The organism is Syntrophorhabdaceae bacterium (genome assembly GCA_028698615.1).
Taxonomy (GTDB): domain Bacteria; phylum Desulfobacterota; class Syntrophorhabdia; order Syntrophorhabdales; family Syntrophorhabdaceae; genus Delta-02.
Map to the genome: position 1 here is coordinate 25303 of JAQVWF010000006.1, position 19080 is coordinate 44382.

Sequence of the window (19080 nt, forward strand, 5' to 3'; positions counted from 1 at the left end):
GATACCAGCCCTGGATTCAGAACAACCTTATTCCAGAGTCGATCGATCCTTACGGGTAGGTTTGCGTCATATAACTGTATACGCATGCAGGAGGCGCATGATGAAAAAACCTTATGCTGATAGTGCCGGATCGGCCGAGGGGGATCAGAGTTTACCGGAAAGCGCGGTGGCCAAGCAGTGTGGGCCTGCCCGGGAGCCCGGGCGTCAGGCGCGCGCAGCCAGACATGCCAAAAATCCGGGTGCCCATGTTGCGGACCAACTCATGATAAAACAACGCGAAATGATCATGGTTGAATTCGAGCAGTATTATATCAGCAAGGGTCTGCCTATCGAAATAGAACTGGGCGGCCCGGACAAGACGCACATCACTTTGCTTTCCCCGCTTTTTTGCAAGGATTCGGTGCACAGGCTGGTAAAAAAAACGAACCTGTTTTCTTATCTCAGGCAGGCCGGTTTCAGGAAGGCGACCATCGGGGACGCAAACGAGGAAACGTGGGCTTACGACCTTAGAACCCTGTGACGCCCTTCAGGGCGGAACAACCAGGACGAACTCTTGCGCTGGTAAAGATGTCCCTCCGGAAAGAGGAGAAAAACACAGATGGAATTTACGTATTACGGCGACCTGCTGGGCATCTCCGGCTATTACAGGCTCAACCCCAGCGTTGCAAAGGAAAAGCTGAACCAATTTTACGATATCACCTTTGAAAGCCTTTCGGAATACTGTCGACAAAACGATATGGCCACCGTTGAAATGTTCAGCGACAGCCTGTTGTTCTATGGCGACGATATTTATACCGCCCTTGAACAGCTGCATTCCGTGTACGCGAGACTGCTTTACAAAGGCCTGCTTTTAAGGGGAGCTATCGTAAAAGGGAAACTGCAATTCGAGCCCCGTCTTACCTACGACAACTACGAAAAGAAGCTGCCCCAGGATGATACCCTTGCGCGGGTTATGGGGCTGGAAAGCACAAAAAAAGGCGCGCGGCTGTTGATCGAGAACCAGCTCGCCGCCGAGGTGCTTGATCAGTACCCTGAATGGCTCACACAGGAAGGCTATGTCATGAGCTTCAACAACCCGCACTATGTACAGGTTCCGGAAAACAGCATACTCCGGAGGATATCACCGACACCGGAGCAGGACACATACGAGTACCTGTATTTCTGGATCAGTCCGGGCCACAAAGCCTATCTGAATCTTGACCGCGAGTTCAGGGCCAGGGACCTTGAGGTGCTAAGGTCGATGACAAGCGAATCCATCAGCGCCCATTACAGAGAAACGATAGAGCTTCTGAAACGAAGCAAGACACGCCAAAAGGTTACCAACGAAAGACTCGGTCTTCCATGACGGGCCACAGGATCGTAACCGGTTGTTGAAACACATGACATTTTGCTGCTATCTTTTCTAGTTTCCCGATATCACCGACCGGAGCACCTGGCCCAATTCCTCCAGGTCATAGGGCTTGGCTATCACATTCTTAAATCCATATTGCCTGTAATCGGACATGATAGGATCGTTCGAGTAGCCGCTCGATACGATGGCGCGTACCATGGGGTCTACCCTGAGAAGCTCTTTCATCGCTTCCCTTCCCCCCATTCCGCCCGGTACTGTCAGGTCCAGTATCACGGCATCGTACTTTCTTTCCTGGTAGAGGCACAGCGCTTCCTCCCCGTCCCGGGCGAAATCCACCGTAAAGCCGTGGTACGCAAGGATGTCGCCGATTATCTCCAGTATTGCCTCCTCGTCATCCATAACAAGCACGTTTCCCCCGATCGCATCGCTCATGTCTTGTTTGTTTCTCCTTTCCCCGGAAAATGGTGCATCGTATACGGGTAAATATATGTGAAAGGTGCTTCCCACACCCAGAGTTGATTCAACGCTGATGCTCCCCTGATGGTTCCTTATGATGGAATAGCAGATGGCAAGCCCGAGGCCGCTGCCTTTCTGCTTGGTGGTGAAATAGGGGTCGAAGATACAGTCGAGATGCTCCTCGGGGATGCCCATCCCGTTGTCGGTGATGTTTATGCGCACGTATCTGCCGGCGGCGAGGTTCGGCGCGGCATTTTCGAGAACCACGTTCTGCGCGCCGATGAGCAGTGTCCCGCCCTGAGGCATAGCCTGGTGGGCATTGATGACAATGTGACCGATGGCCTGGTTTATCTGCCCCTCGTCGATGGAAACGGAGAAAAGGTCTTCCGCAATATCGAACCTGCAGGTCACGCCCGTTCCGGTCAATGCCAACTGGGCGGTCTCTCTGAGGTTATCGGCTATCGATGAAACCTTTGTGATGGGCGCTCCTCCCCTGGAAAAGGTGAGAAGCTGCTGGGTCAACTCCTTGGCCCGCGTGATCGACTGCTCGGCAAGGGTGAGCTTTTCCCTTGCCCTTTCCGCATCCTTCTCCATGTATATCTTTCCGAGGGAGATGTTGCCGAGGATCATGGTGAGGATATTGTTGAAATCATGGGCAATACCCCCCGCAAGCACGCCGAGGGATTCGAGCTTGCCAATCTTTGCCTGCTCCCGTTCTACCCGGGCTCGGTATGTGATATCGGTAACGGTGATGATCTGCGATGTCTCGTCGATGGATGCGGCCTGGGCGAGGATATCCATCATGGCCCCGTCCTTTTTTCGTAATGTCGTTTCCACGTAGCCTGTGGATTGCAGGGCGCCAGCCGCCCGCAGGCATTCGGTCTCCCGCTCGAAGAGAACCCGGATCGCTTTTCCGTGGAGGTCTTCCATCGGATAGCCTGTCATGCGGCACATGGCGTCGTTTACCCATTCGAAGATGCTGCCCCGTACCCGGCAGATCCCGATGGGTGATGCAGAAAGAATGGCCCGGAGGGACCTTTCAGATTCCTGGGCCTCCTGCCGGCAGGAGTCTTGCTCTTCACGTACCGCATGCTTCTCTTCTGCGCTCACAGGCATACCCTCTCGGTTCTTGCGCCATTGCCGAATGAATCTCTTTCGCTCTCTATATGTTCCGTGAGGCTATTGTTGCCTTTTTGGCAAGGATCGCGTATTCAAATCCGTCAATAAGGGCCAGGAACGAGGCCCGATTGATGTTCTCAGAGATGGCGACGACACTCCACACCGCTTCTCCGTCGGAAAAGATTATGTTTACCTCGACGCCTGCCGATGTCCCCGATCGCGAATCATGGATCCGGGAAGAGAAGTCGACCAGTTTCACCTCCTGGATTGCGGGGAAGATCGATGATAGGGATTTCTTGAGGACGTTCGCGAGGGCATCGACAGGCCCCACCCCTGTGGACGCCTCATGCATCTCGCGCCTTTCCGCCCGGATGATCACCGTTGCCTCCGGCCTCTGCCCGTCGTCAATGAGCCGGTAGCTTCCCACCACCTCAAAGGGTCTCTTGAAGCCCCTTTTCGACCTCAGGATATTCAGCTCTTTTGTGGCGTCGGTGATATTGAGGAGGTTTTTCACCGTTTCTTCTCCTCTTCAATGAGAAGCTTGTAATCGATCGAATCGACGAGGGCCCGCCAGCTGGCCTCGATGATGTTCTCCGATACGCCCACCGTCCCCCAGGTATGTTTGCCGTCGCTGCTTTCTATGAGGACGCGCGTGGGAGCGCCCGTGCCCTCCCTCGTGGAAAGGACCCTGACCTTGTAGTCGACGAGATCCATCGTCTTCAGCTCGGGATAGAACGCATGGAGGGCCTTTCTGAGAGCATTGTCCAGGGCGTTGACGGGGCCTTTGCCGAGCGCCGCCGTGTGTTCCACGCGGTCGCCTACCCTTACCAGGATCGTGGCTTCCGTCACGGGTTGAGAGGTCTCCTTCTTTTCGACGATGATCCTGAAACCGATAAGCTCGAAATAGGATCTGTGGATGCCGAGTTTCTTCTTGATGAGGAGCTCCAGTGAGCCTTCGGCCCCTTCGAACTGGTATCCGTGCATCTCCAGGTCTTTTATCCTTTTGACGACATCCTTGACAGCCTTCGGGTCCTTATCGATGTCGATGTTGAATTCCTTTGCCTTGTAACGGATGCTGCTCTCGCCGGAGAGATCTGAAATAAGGACGCGCTGGGAGTTGCCGACAAGCTCCGGCTTAACATGTTCGTAGGTTTCGGGGTTCTTCCTGATGGCGCTGACGTGGATGCCCCCCTTGTGTGCGAAGGCGCTTACCCCCACGTAGGGCCTGTGCTTGTCGGGTATGAAATTGGCCATCTCGTCGACGAAGAGGCTAAGCTCCCTGAGGCGGACGACCCTTTCCCTGTCGATGCCGGTATGTCCCATTTTAAGGATGATGTTGGGGATGATGGAACAAAGATTCGCGTTTCCGCAGCGCTCCCCGTAGCCGTTGATGGTGCCCTGCACGAGATCGCATCCCGCCCTGACAGCCATCAGCGAATTGGCTACCGCCATTTCCGTATCGTTGTGGGTGTGGATCCCCAGCCTTATTCCCGTGCCCTTCCCCACGGCCCGGGTGACCTCGAAGATCTCGAAAGGCATGGCGCCGCCGTTAGTATCGCAAAGGACGATGACGTCGGCCCCGGCATCGCCCGCCGTGCGTATCACTGCCAAAGCATATTCCTTATTGCGTTTGTATCCGTCGTAGAAATGCTCGGCGTCAAAGAAAACGGTCTTGCCCACCTTCTTGAGGTGGCTGATCGTCGTCGCTATCATCTTGAGGTTCGTATCGAGGCCGACACGCAGGGCGTCCCTGACATGAAGGTCCCAGGCCTTTCCCACGATGGCCACGGTGTCTGTTCCGGCATCGAGAAGCGCCTTCATGACAGGGTCCGTCGCGGGTCGCGCATGTGCCTTGATGGTGCTCGAAAAGGCCACGATGCGGGAATTCCTGAGGGAGAGCTTTCTCACTTCCTTGAAGTATTGCAGGTCTTTGGGATTCGAGCCCGGCCAACCCCCCTCGATGTAGTGGATGCCGAAGTCATCGAGCTTTTCCGTTATCCTCAGCTTATCAGTGAGACTGAAGGCGATATCTTCCGATTGCGCTCCATCCCTTAGGGTGGTGTCGTAAAAATCGACCCTCAACTCTCCTCCTTGATGTCTTCGGCGTCAAGTTCAAAATTCTTGTGGAGGGCTCTGACCGCCAGTTCGCCGTACTTGCTCTCGATGACACAGGATATCTTGATCTCCGATGTGGAAATGAGTTCTATATTGATCCCTTCATTGGCAAGGATGGTGAACATCTTGGACGCGACACCGGAATGGGAACGCATGCCCAGGCCGACGATGGAAACCTTGGCCATATCTTCGTCCACGGCAACCTTTGCCCCTATGCTTGAACCGATCTCCTCGGTGATCTTGAAGGCCTTTTTCCCATCCGCCTTGACCACCGTAAAGGTTATGTCGTTGTAGTTCTCATGGCTGACGTTCTGGACGATCATGTCGACGACGATATTGGCCGCGCTGAGGGCGCTGAAGATCTTGGATGCGATGCCCGGCTTGTCGGGAACCTTGTTGATGGTGATCTTCGCTTCATTTTTATTGTAGGTGATACCTGAAATTACGACCTTTTCCATCATGATCATGTCCTCCTTGCAGACAAGTGTTCCTTTGCCCTCGACCAGGGATGATTTGACGAGGATGGGGACGTTGTACTTCTGGGCGAGTTCGACGGACCTTATCTGGAGCACCTTTGCCCCCAGGGACGCCATTTCCAGCATCTCTTCATAGGATATCTTATCAAGGCGCCTGGCTTTTTCACAGATGTTCGGGTCTGTGGTGTAGACGCCGTCCACGTCGGTGTAGATCTCGCACAGGTCGGCATTGAGAGCCGCCGCAAGGGCGACGGCGGTGGTGTCCGAACCGCCCCTTCCCAGGGTGGTGATGTTTCCGCTGTCATCCACCCCCTGGAACCCGGGCACGATGATGATGTTGCCTTCCTTGAGCTCGTTCATGACCTTCGCGCCCTCAACCCTGGCGATGCGGGCGATCCCGAAACTTGAATCGCTGATGATCCTTATCTGGTCCGCGAGAAGCGATATGGCCTTATGGCCCATTTCTTTCAGGGTGATGGCGAGAAGGGCCGATGTGACCTGTTCGCCGGTGGAGATGAGCACGTCCACTTCCCTTTCATCAGGGAATTTGGCTATTTCGTGGGCCAGGTTGAGAAGCTTGTCCGTCTCGCCGGACATAGCGGAGACGACCACGATGACGTCCATGCCGCGGCCCTTGTACTCGATGGCGCGCTTCGCAACGTTTTGTATTCTCTGCACGTCCCTGACTGACGTGCCGCCGTACTTTTGAACAACCAGCATCGTATCCTCCATATAGAATGAATGGCATAAAGCGGGGAATTACAGGTCTTTCACGCCGCTTCGTTCCCGGCTTCCACCCTCGGTTTCCTGCTTGATAATAACAATTTTTCGTTCCATTTCTCCAGTAATTTCTATGTGGACCTCTATCACGCCTTCCCACCAGCGAGACCTTTGCGCCCACTCGACGGCGACGATGCCTCCGGCAAGGAACTCTTCCATGTTGAGGTCCGAAAGGTCGCCTTCTTCGAGGCGGTAAAGGTCTGCATGACAGAGGGTGATCTTTCCCTCATATACGTTCATGATGGTATAGGAGGGGCTTACGACGTATTCCCAGTCGGGGACGGAAAGGCCCCGGGCCATGCCTTTAACGAGCTGGGTCTTTCCCGCTCCGAGATCGCCGTAAATGGCGTAGACCTGGCCGGCCCGTGCGTTCAGGGCTATCTTTTCCCCGATGTCTATCGTTTCAGAGGGATCTTTCGATATATATTCTGTCCGTCCCATTACGGATCTCCTGTATTGCGTCGCCCAATCCCACCACGAGGTCGAGGGCGAGAAGGTCCATATCGGAATGGTTTTCCACCCAGGTATCCGCCATGTACCCATGAAGGTAGGCTCCGAGAAGGGCGCTCTGGGTAAGGCTGTAGCCCTGGGAGACAAGTCCCCCGATAAAGCCCGTCAGGATGTCGCCGCTTCCCCCTTTTGCGAGCGAGGGGTTCCCCGTGGGGTTCAGGAACATCCGGCCGTCTGCCGTCGAGAGCACGCTCGCTGCGCCCTTGAGAAGGATGTTCACCCCCCACCTGGCGGCACAGGACCCCGCCGCACCCATCCTGTCATCGTTCACCTCTTTCGGGGTCTTGCCGATGAGGCGCGCCAGCTCCCCTGGATGAGGCGTCAGGACGGCCTTCCTCTTTGCTTTTTTGAGGAGCGGCGTGTGTCGCTGAAAGGCGTTGATGCCGTCGGCATCTATGATGAAGGGTTTGTCTATCTCCCGGTATATCCTTCTGGTCAGTTCCATAACCCCTTCATTCTGTGAAAGGCCGGGACCCATGATGACCACATCCTTGTCTTCCATAAAGTCGGCGATCTCGCCGAAGGAGTCGGCGGTAAAGAAGCCCTGGCCGTCATCCGCAACGGGGTACGTCATCACCTCCGTCGTCTTTGTCTCCATGATGGCATTCAACGTCCGGGGTATGATGAGCGTGACAAGCCCTGCGCCGATCCTGAGGGCGGCAAGTGACGCCATGTGCGCGGCACCCGTCTTTCCCGGTGACCCGGCCATGACGACGGTGTGTCCGAAGCTTCCTTTATGCGACGAGGGGAGGCGCTCTCTCAGGAAGCCCCTGAGCATTTCGCCGTCGGTCACTTCCCCGTCGAAACCTACCTCCTTCTCGATGAAGGAAGGAATGGATATGTCGATAACGGTGAGCCTGCCAGCATGATCGGCGCCGGGGCTGAGGATCTGGCCAGGCTTGGGGTAGGCATAGGTGAATGTGTGAACGGCCCGAATGGCGCTTCCAAGGGGTTTGCCCGTGTTGCCGTCGATGCCGGAAGGGATGTCGACGGCGATGACGGGCTTCCCCGAGGTGTTGATCTCATCGATGACGGTCTTTTCCATTCCGCCCACGGGTTTCGACAGGCCCGTACCGAAGATGGCGTCGACGATGAGGTGGGCTTCCCTGATGCCCGCCTTGACCGGCGCGGGTCTTGCCGTGCATTCCACCACCTCTCCCGAGAGCGATTCAAAGAGCCTCATGTTGAGCGCTGCGTCGCCTTTCAGGTCCGTCTTCGCCCCGATGAGATAGACACGCACCCTGAAACCGTCGATCAGGGCATAGCGGGCGATGACGAACCCGTCGCCGCCATTGTTGCCGCGGCCGCAAACAACGGCGATCACCTCGTCGCCGGCAAGGTAACGCTCCTTCATGAGACGGTATGTGTTTCTCCCGGCGTTCTCCATGAGCACGGCCGAGGGGATGCCCCACGTCTTGATGGAATATTCGTCATAGCGCGCCATCTTCTGAGGTGAAAGGACCTTCATATGTCGACCCCCTTTGTCAGTCTTTACAGATCACGACGGATACAGCATAGGATCTCTCATGGGAGATGCTGACCTCGTCGTAGCGGGTGCCCTGAAAGACGATGAAAGGTTTTCCATCGTCGCTGTGCACCTCGATATCTCTGAAGGAGAGCCGTTTGCCCCGAGCCTTCATAAAAGCCTCCTTGGCAGCGAACCTTCCCGCCAGGGATTCCTCCATGCGTTTCCTGCTCCTGGCATAGGCAATCTCCGAAGGGGCGAAGACCTTCACGAGGAACCTCTCCCCATGCCTCTCGAGCGCCCGCTTGATGCGGGCTATGTCTACGATATCAATGCCAACCATAATCAAAAAAGGTTTCAAGCCTTATTTCATCAGTTCTATCATGTCTCTTACCGCTTTATCGAGGCCTGTGAATATGGCGCGGGCTATTATGCTGTGGCCGATGCTCAGATCGTCTATTTCGGGGATTACGGCGATGTCGCGCACGTTATGATAATGGAGCCCGTGGCCCGCATTGACACCGAGACCGAGCTCTTTGCCGAGCACTGCCGAACGGATGACCTTGTCGAGTTCCCTTTTCCTCATTTTAGGCGTGCGCGCCCCGGCGTAGGAGCCGGTGTGTATCTCCATCATGTCCGCCCCTGCCGCCGCCGCCGCCCTGATCTGCGATTCGACGGGATCTATGAAGAGGCTCACGGCGATGCCCTTTGTTTTTACTGCAGCGATCACCTTTTCGATCTTCGACGCGAACTTGATCACGTCAAGACCGCCTTCGGTGGTAAGCTCCTGGCGTTTCTCCGGAACGAGGGTGATCATATCGGGTTTCGTCGAAGCGGCGATCTTCGTCATTTCCGGTGTCGCCGCCATCTCGAGATTGAGCCTGCTGTGCACGACATCGCGAAGGATCTTGAGGTCGCGGTCCTTGATATGCCTGCGGTCTTCACGAAGATGTATGATGATCCCCGTTGCTCCCGCCGTCTCGGCGATACCCGCCGCGAAAACGGGATCGGGATAGTGGATGCCCCGTGCTTCCCGCAGAGTGGCCACGTGATCTATGTTTACCATGAGTTCAGGCATTGTCGTTCCTCCGAAATCTGTATTTGGCACCTCCGGCTGTTTTCACCCGCAGGCTCGAAGCATCATTTCTGGATAAAAAAACCGGTGTGACGGGGCATCCCGTTTGCCCGGCTGATGGAGGCGCGTCATTCCCAGTGGCCCTCCTTGCCGGTGAGGCGCTTCAGGACGATCTTTACCGAATCGGGCCTGACCTTGACCCCCGGGAAGCTCTCCGTATCAAACCCGACATTGAGGGTCTCCTCATTGCGGTGCATGTCGCCGTTTGCAGGCAATGTCTCTATGGTCGTGATCTTTTCGAGGACCTTTCGAGGACCTTCGGCAATGACATACTGGGGGCTGGCATGGATGATCTCGTATCGGCCGACCCATTTCCTATCCAGCACTGGCACGGTCTTGAGCTTCTTTTCGATTACCCTGTCGACGACCACACTGACGGTTCCCGGACGCACCTCCACGATGTCTATCCCCTTCGGCGCAGCCACGTTGGTCTTGGACAGGTCGAAGACCGTCTGGCCTTCTTTGATGCCGTTCAGGTTTACCAGAGCGGTCACATCGCGATCCTTGATGTCCTTGAGCAGCGTAACCCGTCCGCTCACGGTAAGAAAGACCCTTTCGGGATCCATTTTCGTTATCACCATGTTCCTGGGGAGATTGGAAACGGTGAGGCGCACGGTTATGTCCTTCTTCGGCTCGCCGATCTGAAATACCGTGTACCAGAGCATAATGGCGAGAACCAGGGACAGAAGCTTCAGCTTCCAATCCTTCAGCAGATATCTTTCGAGCAGAGTCTTCATAATGGCTGTTCGAGTCTCTCTTTTAGCTCAAGACCTCTTTGAGCACTTTCTTGAGTTCATCTGTACCGATATTTCCATGGATCTGTCCATGCTGCGTGTAGGATATGACGCCTCTCTCCTCGGAAACGACGATGGAAACGGCATCGGTGACCTCGGTGATACCTATGGCCGCCCTGTGGCGGGTGCCCAGGCTTTTGTCTATCTCATCCGCTGTCGTCAGGGGGAGCACACAGCCCGCCGAGACGATCCTTCCTTCCCGGATTATCAGGGCGCCGTCATGCAGCGGCGATGCGAACTGAAAGATGCTGACAACGAGTTCCGCGTTCACCTCGGCATCGAAACGCACCCCCGCTTCCATGAACTCCTCCAGCCCAACCTCCCGTTCAATGACAATGAGGGCGCCCATGGTGCGTTTCTTCATCACCAGACAGGCGTTGGCCAGCTCATCGAGGAACATGGTCTCCTTGACATAGCTTATCTTTCGGAAAAAGGGACTCCTGCCAAGAGCCAGAAGAAGCCTCCTGAGGTCATCCTGGAAGATGACAATGACCACGAAGACGATGGAGCCTATAAAGCTGTTGAATATCCAGCTCAAGGTGAAGAGTTCCAGTCTCTTCGCGGTGGCAAAGACGAACATGACGATGACAAGACCCAGAAGAAGCTGTATCGCCCGGGTCCCTTTTATAAGGACGAAGATCCGGTAGATGATGAAGGCAACGATAATGATGTCGATGATGTCCTGCCATCTGACGTTGGGTATCATGCTTCCATTACCGCCTTTACGATCTTGAGGACCTTTTTGGCCCTCCTGACGTCATGGACCCTCAGTATGTCCGCCCCGTTCATAAGGGCCACGGCGAGGCTCGCCAGGGTTCCCTCCACTCTTTCTTCAAGAGGCATGTCGGTTATCTTTCCTATGAAAGACTTCATCGAGGTGCCGATAAGGACAGGGCTTCCCAGGTCTTTGAAATCGCGCAGCATCTTGAGGATGCGCAGATTGTCCTCCAGGCGTTTTCCGAAACCGATGCCAGGGTCGATGACGACCTTCTCTTTCCCGATCCCCATTCGCACCGCATAATCGATGCGGTCATGCAGAAATCCCCTGATCTCTCCAATGACATCATCATAATGGGGGTTTTCCTGCATGTTCCGCGGCGTGCCCTTGATGTGCATGATGACGGCATAAGCATCCTTTTCCGCGATGATCCCGGCCATGGCGTCGTCATAGGTGAGACCGCTGATGTCGTTTACCATATCGGCTCCGGCGTTCAGTGCTTCCCTGGCGACGTTCGCCTTATATGTGTCAACGGATATGAGTACGCCGGGGACGCCCTGGAGTCTCTCTATAACAGGTATTACACGATGGAGCTCTTCTTTTTCGGTTACAGGTTCTGAATAAGGCCGGGTCGATTCGCCGCCGACATCGATGATGTCTGCGCCTTCCTCGACCATCAGTCTGGCGTGGTCGAGTGTCTCTTCCAGGCTTTGGTGTCTGCCCCCGTCGGAGAAAGAGTCGGGGGTGACGTTGAGGATCCCCATGATGACGGGGGCACTATTACACCGGAGCGCCCGCGCCATCGGTATTCCTGATGATAGCCTCGACCTCCAGACCGTCGAGGACCTCCTTTTCGAGAAGTGCCGCCGCGAGGGCGTGGAGGGAGCTGATATGCTTGGAAATAATGTCCGTGGCCTGCGTGTAGCACCGGCCGATGAGATCCTTCAATTCCTCATCGATGCCCTGTGCGGTCTGTTCGCTGAAATCCCGGTGGCGGGCGATCTCCCTGCCCAGAAAAATATGCTCCTCGTTCTTCCCGTAGTTAAGAGGTCCCAGTTTATCGCTCATGCCCCATTCGCAAACCATCTTCCGGGCGAGTTTCGTTGCCCGTTCGATATCGTTGCCGGATCCCGTGGTGAGCTGGCCGATGACAAGCTCTTCCGCCACGCGCCCTCCGAGAAGGATGGAGATGTTTTTGAGAAGATAATCCCTGGAATAGGTATGGCGCTCATCTATGGGCAACTGCTGGGTGAGGCCGAGGGCCCTGCCCCGGGGAATGATGGTGACCTTGTGTATGGGGTCCGTTCCGGGGATCATATTTGCGACGAGGGCGTGGCCGGCTTCGTGATAGGCGGTGAGTTTCCTTTCCTCGTAGGGGATTATCATACTGCGCCTCTCGACGCCCATGAGAACCTTGTCCTTGGCGTGTTCGAAGTCGTCCATTTCGATGGCCGTCTTGTCCCGCCGCGCGGCAAGGAGGGCGGCCTCGTTGACAAGGTTAGCAAGATCGGCGCCGGAAAACCCCGGTGTTCCGCGGGCGATGATGGAAAGTTCGACGTCCTCGGAGATGGGGGTCTTGCGCGTGTGGACCTTGAGGATCTCTTCCCTGCCTTTCACATCCGGAGTGGATACGACGATCTGTCTGTCAAAGCGGCCGGGGCGAAGCAGGGCCGGATCGAGGACGTCGGGCCTGTTCGTTGCGGACATGACGATGACGCCTTCGTTGGACTCAAAACCGTCCATTTCCACGAGTAGCTGGTTCAATGTTTGCTCGCGCTCGTCGTGGCCGCCGCCGAGGCCTGCCCCGCGGTGTCTCCCGACAGCGTCGATCTCGTCGATGAAGATGATGCAGGGGGCATTCTTCTTTGCCTGGTTAAAGAGGTCACGAACCCGTGATGCGCCGACACCGACGAACATCTCGACGAAATCGGACCCGCTTATTGTAAAGAAAGGGACGTCTGCCTCACCCGCTATGGCGCGGGCAAGGAGTGTCTTGCCGGTGCCGGGAGGTCCTACAAGAAGAACTCCCTTGGGGATGCGTCCGCCGAGCTTCGTAAATTTCTTCGGATCCACGAGAAAGTCGATAACCTCCTGGAGCTCTTCCTTCGCTTCGTCGATGCCTGCCACGTCGTGAAAGGTCACTTTGTTCTCGCGGCCCGTGAAGAGCCGCGCCTTGCTCTTGCCGAAGGCCATGGCCTTGCCGCCCCCACCCTGCATCTGGCGCATGAAGAAGATCCAGACGCCGATCAAGAGGAGCATGGGAAACCAGGATATGAAGATGGATTGCCAGAGTCCCGATTCCTCATCGGGCTTGGCGGTGATCTTCACATTCCTTTCCCGGAGCGTTTTTACAAGGTCGGGGTCGTCGGGCGCGAAGGTCTTGAACTCTTTACCGTCTTTGTAGGTTCCTGTAATGCTTCTTCCCTGCATGAGGACGGAGGAGACCCTGTCGGCGCGCAGCGCCTCGGAAAAATCGCTGAAGGCTACGCTTTCAAGTTCTTTCTTCGGTTTGTTGTATACCTGGAAGATGAAGAGGCCGAGGAGTATGATCACCAGGGCCGTGATGATGCTCTTGTTTGTGGGTCCTTGACCGGAGCTTTTCGACATAGGTCATATTCTACCATAGAAATGCCTTAATTTTCAATATTGTCAGCTATTCAGAGTCAGGATTCAGGGCTCAGGGTTAAGGGAGCAGGGAAAAGGCAGGAAAAACCTTGTATTTTGAAAACAAAGATTGCGCTGAAGCCGCAAGACCACAAAAGGTTTCATAATCCCCGCCCCCCTCTTTACCACTTGCTTTTGACAGCGTGGTGTGCAATAAGAAAACGACAGAGGCCAGATCAAGGACGGAAGAACTATGGATCCCACAACACGGACAGTCCTCGCACTCATTGCTTCACCGAGGACGCTCGGCAATTGCGAGACCTTCGCCAAGGAGTTGTCCCGGAATATCCCGGAAGGGCACAGGCTGAGACTCATCAGGCTGACGTCGTTGAGAATAGAAGGGTGCAGGGCCTGCTATGGATGTGTGACGGGCGGCAAGTGTCCCGTGGAGGACGACATGGACTTCCTCCTTGGCGAGGTAGCCAATGCCGACGCTCTCATTGTTGCTTCCCCGGTCTACTATCTTGGCGCCAACGCGATCATCAAGAGCATTCTTGACAGGGGGTTCCTCTTCTTCAATGTCCTCGAGAAGACCTATGGCAAACCGGCAATTCTCCTCAATTTTTTCGGAATGCCGGGGCGGATCGGGATGGCGCCCCAGATGCTCGAGACCCTTGCGGCCTTCCTCGGGCTGTCTGTCAAGGCAAGTCTCTCCATCAAGGCGGCGCTTCCCGGCGAGGCGCTCATGAACAAGGCCAACGCTGCCCGTGCCAGGCGCCTGGGCAAGGCCCTGTTTTCTCCGGTAAAGAGAAGAAGGATGGGGGGATGCCCTTTTTGCGGATGCGAGATCATCCGCGTCGTCCCGAAAGGCTTCGTCTGCACTGTCTGCCACGGTGTTTTCGCCATGGGTCCCGGCGGTGTTTTCGTGAAGAAGAGAGAGGGCGGCATTCTGGGGCCTCCCGAGCATATGCTCCTTCACCGTGAATGGCTGCGCGGCATGAAGCAACGTTTCAAGGAAAAGAAAAAAGAGATCATGGCAACTATTATCCCTTACAAGAATGAAGGGGAATGGATCGAACCGCCCAAGAGATAAAGGGTGTTCGGGTGTTCCAATTCACAATTTGTCTATCGCCTTCACTGCCTTGCGGATCTTTTTGGGGAGTTTGCGGGGGTTGCCTTTTTTGGCGTGGCGGCCTTCCTCGTAGTCGTCATCTTTTTCCTCGAAGGCGGGCATGGCCATCATTTCGGCAAGTTTTACGGAAGTGAGGAATGCGACCCCCTTTGTCTTTGCCTCGTCTATGATGGCCCGGTCGGAACTGACAACGATGAGGCCCGCCGGCCTTTTTCGGATCCAGCCGATGATGACGTCGTCCGCCGTCTCACCCTCACGGGAATAGACGACCTCTATCCCCCTGTAATTCTCGCTGTGTCTTCCCGTCGACGGGGTGTCGTAGGCGTCGAAGACGACGGTTATCCGGGCGGACCTGGCCTTCTTGTAGCGCGCGCATTTTTCCAGGAACTCCCTGCGCAGGAGGTCCAATGACGCCCCTCTTTGCACCGAGGAGGCATTGATGCGGTTGATGTAATTATATCCGTCGATAACGATATGCATAGGAAGGCCATTTCATGTTTCACGTTTCAAGAAAAAGAAGGAAGACATTTCTTTTTTGTCTTTGCCTGAAACGTGAAGTCTGGAACTCTCTTTTCGTTTTTTCCCGAAACCTTAAACTGTCTCTTTGTTTTCCGAATAGAAGTCTTTCAGGATCCTGTCCAGGACGCCGTTTATGAATTCCCGGGAGTCTTCGCTGCCATATTTCTTGCCCATCTCGATGGCCTCGTCGATGGCGACCTTCGGGGGAACGTCACCGGAGAATATCATTTCGAATACACCAATCCTCATGACATTCTTGTCCACGTAGGCGATGCGGTCTATTCTCCAGTGGTCGCAGGCCTTCCGGATGAACCCGTCTATCTGTTCCTGATGGGAGCCGATGCCGGCAAGCAGATGCCTCGCGTAAACGACGATATCTTCCTGGTACGGAAATAACGAGCAGTACTTGGTGAGAGCCCGGTCGGAGTCTTCCCCGGCCGTCTCCACCTGGTAGAGCATTCTGAGGGCTAGCTCTCTCGCTTTCCGTCTGCGCACAAGTTGCTTTCCTTGATGAGGTTTACCATCTCGATGGCCGATATGGCGGCATCATAACCCTTGTTGCCGGCCTTCGTCCCGGCCCGTTCAATGGCCTGTTCGATGCTGTCGCTGGTGATTATGCCGAAGGATATGGGTTTTTCGAATTCGAGGGATGATTGGGCGATCCCCTTGGTCACTTCCGATGCGACATAATGGAAATGAGGTGTTGCCCCCTTGATCACGGCGCCAAGACATACGACGGCGTCGATGTCCTTCTTTTTTGCCAGCAGCCTGGCCGCCAGAGGGATCTCAAAAGAGCCGGGAACCCGGTAGATATCGATCTTGCCCTCATCGGCCCCGTGTCTCTTGAGGGCGTCGAGCGCACCTTCCACCAGCCGGTCCGTTATGAAGCTGTTGAACCTGCTTACGACGATTGCAAACCTGAAGCCTTTTGCGTTGAGCTTGCCCTCTCGTACCATGTTCACCCCTTATATGTTATTTAGTATATGACCGAGCTTCTTCTGCTTGGTCGTGAGATAGGCGATGTTGTCCTTCGTCGGCACCATTTCAATGGACACCCGTTCGACAACCGTCAGTCCATACCCTTCAAGGCCCTTTATCTTCTTCGGGTTGTTTGTGAGCAGACGCATCTTGCGCACGCCGATATCGTTAAGGATCTGAGCGCCGATCCCGTAATCCCTGAGGTCGGGAGAGAAGCCCAGCGCAATGTTGGCCTCGACGGTATCGTGACCGCAATCCTGAAGGCTGTATGCCTTGAGCTTGTTGGCAAGGCCGATGCCGCGTCCTTCCTGGCGCATATACACGAAGACGCCCTTCTTTTCATGCTCGATCATCTTGAGCGCCTTCTGGAGCTGCTCCCCGCAGTCGCAGCGCATGGAGCCCAGAACGTCTCCCGTGAAGCATTCGGAGTGGACACGCACAAGCACCGCCTCGTCAGGGTTTATGTCCCCCTTGACCAGGGCCAGATGGGTTTTCTTATCCACGTCATTCTCATACGCGATGAGAGTGAACTCGCCGCCGAAACGGGTGGGTATCCGTGTCTCCGCCACACGGCGCACGAGCTTTTCGTTCTTCGTCTTGTACCTGATGAGGTCGGCTATGGTGACAATCTTGAGACCATGCTTCTCGGCGAAGACCTCAAGATCGGGCATGCGTGCCATCGTGCCATTTTCGTTCATGACCTCGCATATGACGCCTGAAGGATTGAGTCCCGCAAGCCGGGCAAGGTCGACGGATGCCTCGGTATGGCCGACCCTCACAAGGACACCGCCGCTGCGGGCCGCGAGAGGGAATATGTGCCCCGGCCGGGTTATGTTGCTCGATGTAGACTTGGGGTCTATTGCGACCTGCACGGTGCGGGCCCTGTCAAAGGCCGATATGCCCGTGGTTATCCCTTCTTTTGCCTCTATCGAAACAGTGAAAGCGGTATTGTAAGGAGAAGTGTTGTCCTGAACCATGAGCGGAAGATCGAGGTCTTTCACCCTCTCTTCGGTAAGGGACAAGCAGATGAGCCCGCAAGCGAACCGAGCCATAAAGGTGATCGCCTCGGGCGTCACCTTTTCTGAGGCGATCATGACGTCGCCCTCGTTTTCTCTGTCCTCGTCATCGACGATGATGACCATCTTGCCTTCACGTATGTCCTGAAGGACTTCTTCAATGCTTGCGATTGCCATATGCTAATCTCCTTTTACAAACCCGTGACGGGAAAGGAAATCGAGGTCGATCCCTTTACCCTCCCGCTTCGCCAGGAAACTTTCCACGTATTTTCCGATGATATCCGTCTCAATATTCATTTTATCCCGCTGGTTCTTTTCGAGAATGGTGGTCCGGGAAGCGGTGTACGGAATAATATTGACAGTGAATTTATTATCACTTTGTTCGTTTACTGTCAAGCTTATTCCATCGATCGCCACGGAGCCTTTCTTTACGATGGAGCGTGCAATGGCCGGGGAAATTTCTATAGTTATCCCGATGGAATCCCCCTCGTTGCGTATGTCCGAGATCGTCCCCACGCCGTCGACGTGGCCGGTCACGAGATGGCCCCCGAAGCGTCCGTTGGCGGTCATTGCCCTCTCGAGATTCACCTTCTGTCCCGGAGTTTTATCTCTCAGGGTCGTGAGGCGAAGGGTCTCAAGGGAGGCGTCGACGCTGAAGGCCCGGCTTGCGATGGTGGTTGCCGTCAGGCACACCCCGTCGACGCTGACGCTGTCACCTTCGCTGACGCTGCCCGGCTCGAAGGCGGTCTTGATGACAAAGACCCAGCTGCCGCTTTTTTTCTCGATCGCTGCGATCGTGCCAATGTCTTCAATGATTCCTGTGAACATATCCCTCTATATAGATGTTCTCTTTAAGCCTTTTCAGGGTGGCGACGTCGATCCTGTGGGCGTCCTTGAGGAAGTCGATCCCCTTGCCTCCCACCAGATTCAATGCTCCCTTGCCGCCTATGAGGATGGTACCGTAAAAAAGCACCACCTTGTCCACGAGCCCTTCCCTTAGAAGGGTGCTGTTGACCTCTCCACCCCCCTCGACGAGAACGCTCGTTATTTCCCGGCGATACAACTCCTCACAGATATATATTACCGACGCTCTCCCGTTGTCATCCTTCGGCACCCTGATGACCTCGACGCCCAGGGCCGTCAGTTTTGTCTCCTTGTCGGTGCGGGAATCTTCATTCGTAAAGACCCACGTTCTGTATTTCTCCGATGTCTTGACGATATCACAGGCAAGGGGGATCCGGAGCTTTGAGTCGAGGATGATCCTCACGGGGATCTTTTTGGGTCTTTTAAGCCTTGGCACGAGAAGCGGGTTGTCGGAAATAACGGTGTTGATTCCCACCAGCACCCCGTCGTTGATGCAGCGAAGGAGGTTTGCCTGGCGCCGCGATTCCTCGTTCGAGATCCACCGGGAATCACAGGTCTTGGTGGCGATCTTGCCGTCGAGGCTCACCGCCGCTTTCATGGTGACGAAAGGCCTTCTCTTTTCAATGGAACTTATGAATACCTCGTTGAGACGACGCGCCTGTTCCTCGAGCATCCCCACCTTGACACTGATGCCGGCCTTGCGGAGCATCTCTACTCCCTTGCCGTTGACGAGGGGGTTGGGGTCAAGCATAGACACGACGACCCGTTTGATCCCGGCGGCGATGATCTGGTCCGCACAGGGCGGCGTCCTGCCATAATGGACACAGGGCTCGAGGTTGATATAGAGCGTCGCGCCGACGGCATTTGCGCCTGCATCCTCGATAGCCCCCACTTCGGCGTGTTGAGATCCGGCCTTCCTGTGATACCCCTTGCCGACTATGGCGGCGCCCTTCACGAGAACGGCCCCGACCATAGGGTTGGGAGATACTGTTCCGAGGCCTTTTCTGGCGAGAGTGAGCGCCATGCGCATGTAATTTTCGTCTTTCAC

Annotated in this window: 21 protein-coding genes; 3 read left to right on the plus strand and 18 right to left on the minus strand. The window is 55.4% G+C overall.

Annotated features, from left to right (window positions below):
• Positions 1 to 262: 262 nt before the first annotated feature.
• Together PHC90_03795 and PHC90_03800 are read left to right on the plus strand one after the other, a co-directional pair.
• Positions 263 to 520 carry a hypothetical protein gene (locus tag PHC90_03795; GenBank protein MDD3845464.1) on the plus strand — a complete coding sequence of 86 codons (258 nt, stop codon included), beginning with the start codon at positions 263 to 265 and terminating at the stop codon, positions 518 to 520.
• 78 nt (positions 521 to 598) lie between these two features.
• Positions 599 to 1345, plus strand: coding sequence for a hypothetical protein (locus tag PHC90_03800; protein MDD3845465.1), 747 nt, complete (start codon positions 599 to 601; stop codon positions 1343 to 1345).
• 57 nt (positions 1346 to 1402) lie between these two features.
• Here PHC90_03800 and PHC90_03805 read toward each other — a convergent pair whose 3' ends face one another.
• The 12 genes from PHC90_03805 to ftsH all read right to left on the minus strand — a co-directional run bounded on the left by PHC90_03805 (position 1403) and on the right by ftsH (position 13526).
• Positions 1403 to 2917, minus strand: coding sequence for a response regulator (locus PHC90_03805; protein ID MDD3845466.1), 1515 nt, complete (start codon positions 2915 to 2917; stop codon positions 1403 to 1405).
• Between the two features lie 52 nt (positions 2918 to 2969).
• The gene (locus tag PHC90_03810; GenBank protein MDD3845467.1) at positions 2970 to 3440 is read right to left on the minus strand and encodes an alpha-isopropylmalate synthase regulatory domain-containing protein; all 471 of its coding nucleotides are present in this window, start codon (positions 3438 to 3440) and stop codon (positions 2970 to 2972) included.
• Positions 3437 to 5008: a citramalate synthase gene (gene cimA, locus PHC90_03815; GenBank protein MDD3845468.1), complete on the minus strand. Its 1572-nt coding sequence runs from the start codon at positions 5006 to 5008 to the stop codon at positions 3437 to 3439. The genes PHC90_03810 and cimA overlap by 4 nt, the downstream gene beginning before the upstream one ends.
• Positions 5005 to 6237: an aspartate kinase gene (locus tag PHC90_03820; protein ID MDD3845469.1), complete on the minus strand. Its 1233-nt coding sequence runs from the start codon at positions 6235 to 6237 to the stop codon at positions 5005 to 5007. The genes cimA and PHC90_03820 overlap by 4 nt, the downstream gene beginning before the upstream one ends.
• A 39-nt stretch (positions 6238 to 6276) precedes the next feature.
• Positions 6277 to 6738: a tRNA (adenosine(37)-N6)-threonylcarbamoyltransferase complex ATPase subunit type 1 TsaE gene (tsaE, locus tag PHC90_03825; protein ID MDD3845470.1), complete on the minus strand. Its 462-nt coding sequence runs from the start codon at positions 6736 to 6738 to the stop codon at positions 6277 to 6279.
• On the minus strand, positions 6701 to 8275 hold the full coding sequence (locus PHC90_03830) for an NAD(P)H-hydrate dehydratase (GenBank protein ID MDD3845471.1): 1575 nt from the start codon (positions 8273 to 8275) through the stop codon (positions 6701 to 6703). The genes tsaE and PHC90_03830 overlap by 38 nt, the downstream gene beginning before the upstream one ends.
• A gap of 16 nt (positions 8276 to 8291) precedes the next feature.
• Positions 8292 to 8615, minus strand: coding sequence for a holo-ACP synthase (gene acpS, locus PHC90_03835; protein MDD3845472.1), 324 nt, complete (start codon positions 8613 to 8615; stop codon positions 8292 to 8294).
• Between the two features lie 21 nt (positions 8616 to 8636).
• Entirely contained in the window at positions 8637 to 9350 is a 714-nt protein-coding gene (locus PHC90_03840; GenBank protein ID MDD3845473.1) for a pyridoxine 5'-phosphate synthase, read from the minus strand.
• Between the two features lie 125 nt (positions 9351 to 9475).
• Positions 9476 to 10144 carry a CdaR family protein gene (locus tag PHC90_03845; protein MDD3845474.1) on the minus strand — a complete coding sequence of 223 codons (669 nt, stop codon included), beginning with the start codon at positions 10142 to 10144 and terminating at the stop codon, positions 9476 to 9478.
• Positions 10145 to 10166: 22 nt separating this feature from the next.
• Positions 10167 to 10907 (minus strand): diadenylate cyclase CdaA, encoded by a 741-nt coding sequence (gene cdaA, locus PHC90_03850; GenBank protein ID MDD3845475.1) that lies wholly within the window; start codon positions 10905 to 10907, stop codon positions 10167 to 10169.
• Positions 10904 to 11722, minus strand: coding sequence for a dihydropteroate synthase (gene folP / locus PHC90_03855; protein MDD3845476.1), 819 nt, complete (start codon positions 11720 to 11722; stop codon positions 10904 to 10906). Before folP ends, cdaA begins: the two co-directional genes overlap by 4 nt.
• Positions 11700 to 13526, minus strand: coding sequence for an ATP-dependent zinc metalloprotease FtsH (ftsH, locus tag PHC90_03860; protein MDD3845477.1), 1827 nt, complete (start codon positions 13524 to 13526; stop codon positions 11700 to 11702). The genes folP and ftsH overlap by 23 nt, the downstream gene beginning before the upstream one ends.
• Before the next feature lie 250 nt (positions 13527 to 13776).
• Between ftsH and PHC90_03865 the strand changes: the two genes are divergently transcribed.
• The gene (locus PHC90_03865; GenBank protein ID MDD3845478.1) at positions 13777 to 14616 is read left to right on the plus strand and encodes a flavodoxin family protein; all 840 of its coding nucleotides are present in this window, start codon (positions 13777 to 13779) and stop codon (positions 14614 to 14616) included.
• Positions 14617 to 14637: 21 nt separating this feature from the next.
• Here the strand turns inward: PHC90_03865 and PHC90_03870 are convergent, their stop codons facing one another.
• From PHC90_03870 to ribD, 6 genes are all read right to left on the minus strand, one after another.
• On the minus strand, positions 14638 to 15135 hold the full coding sequence (locus PHC90_03870; protein MDD3845479.1) for an NYN domain-containing protein: 498 nt from the start codon (positions 15133 to 15135) through the stop codon (positions 14638 to 14640).
• A gap of 111 nt (positions 15136 to 15246) precedes the next feature.
• Entirely contained in the window at positions 15247 to 15669 is a 423-nt protein-coding gene (nusB, locus tag PHC90_03875) for a transcription antitermination factor NusB (protein MDD3845480.1), read from the minus strand.
• Positions 15642 to 16130 carry a 6,7-dimethyl-8-ribityllumazine synthase gene (gene ribE / locus PHC90_03880; GenBank protein ID MDD3845481.1) on the minus strand — a complete coding sequence of 163 codons (489 nt, stop codon included), beginning with the start codon at positions 16128 to 16130 and terminating at the stop codon, positions 15642 to 15644. The genes nusB and ribE overlap by 28 nt, the downstream gene beginning before the upstream one ends.
• A gap of 9 nt (positions 16131 to 16139) precedes the next feature.
• Complete coding sequence (locus PHC90_03885) at positions 16140 to 17345, minus strand: bifunctional 3,4-dihydroxy-2-butanone-4-phosphate synthase/GTP cyclohydrolase II (protein ID MDD3845482.1); 1206 nt, start codon at positions 17343 to 17345, stop codon at positions 16140 to 16142.
• Between the two features lie 3 nt (positions 17346 to 17348).
• The gene (locus PHC90_03890; GenBank protein ID MDD3845483.1) at positions 17349 to 17996 is read right to left on the minus strand and encodes a riboflavin synthase; all 648 of its coding nucleotides are present in this window, start codon (positions 17994 to 17996) and stop codon (positions 17349 to 17351) included.
• Positions 17977 to 19080 carry a bifunctional diaminohydroxyphosphoribosylaminopyrimidine deaminase/5-amino-6-(5-phosphoribosylamino)uracil reductase RibD gene (gene ribD / locus PHC90_03895; GenBank protein MDD3845484.1) on the minus strand — a complete coding sequence of 368 codons (1104 nt, stop codon included), beginning with the start codon at positions 19078 to 19080 and terminating at the stop codon, positions 17977 to 17979. Before ribD ends, PHC90_03890 begins: the two co-directional genes overlap by 20 nt.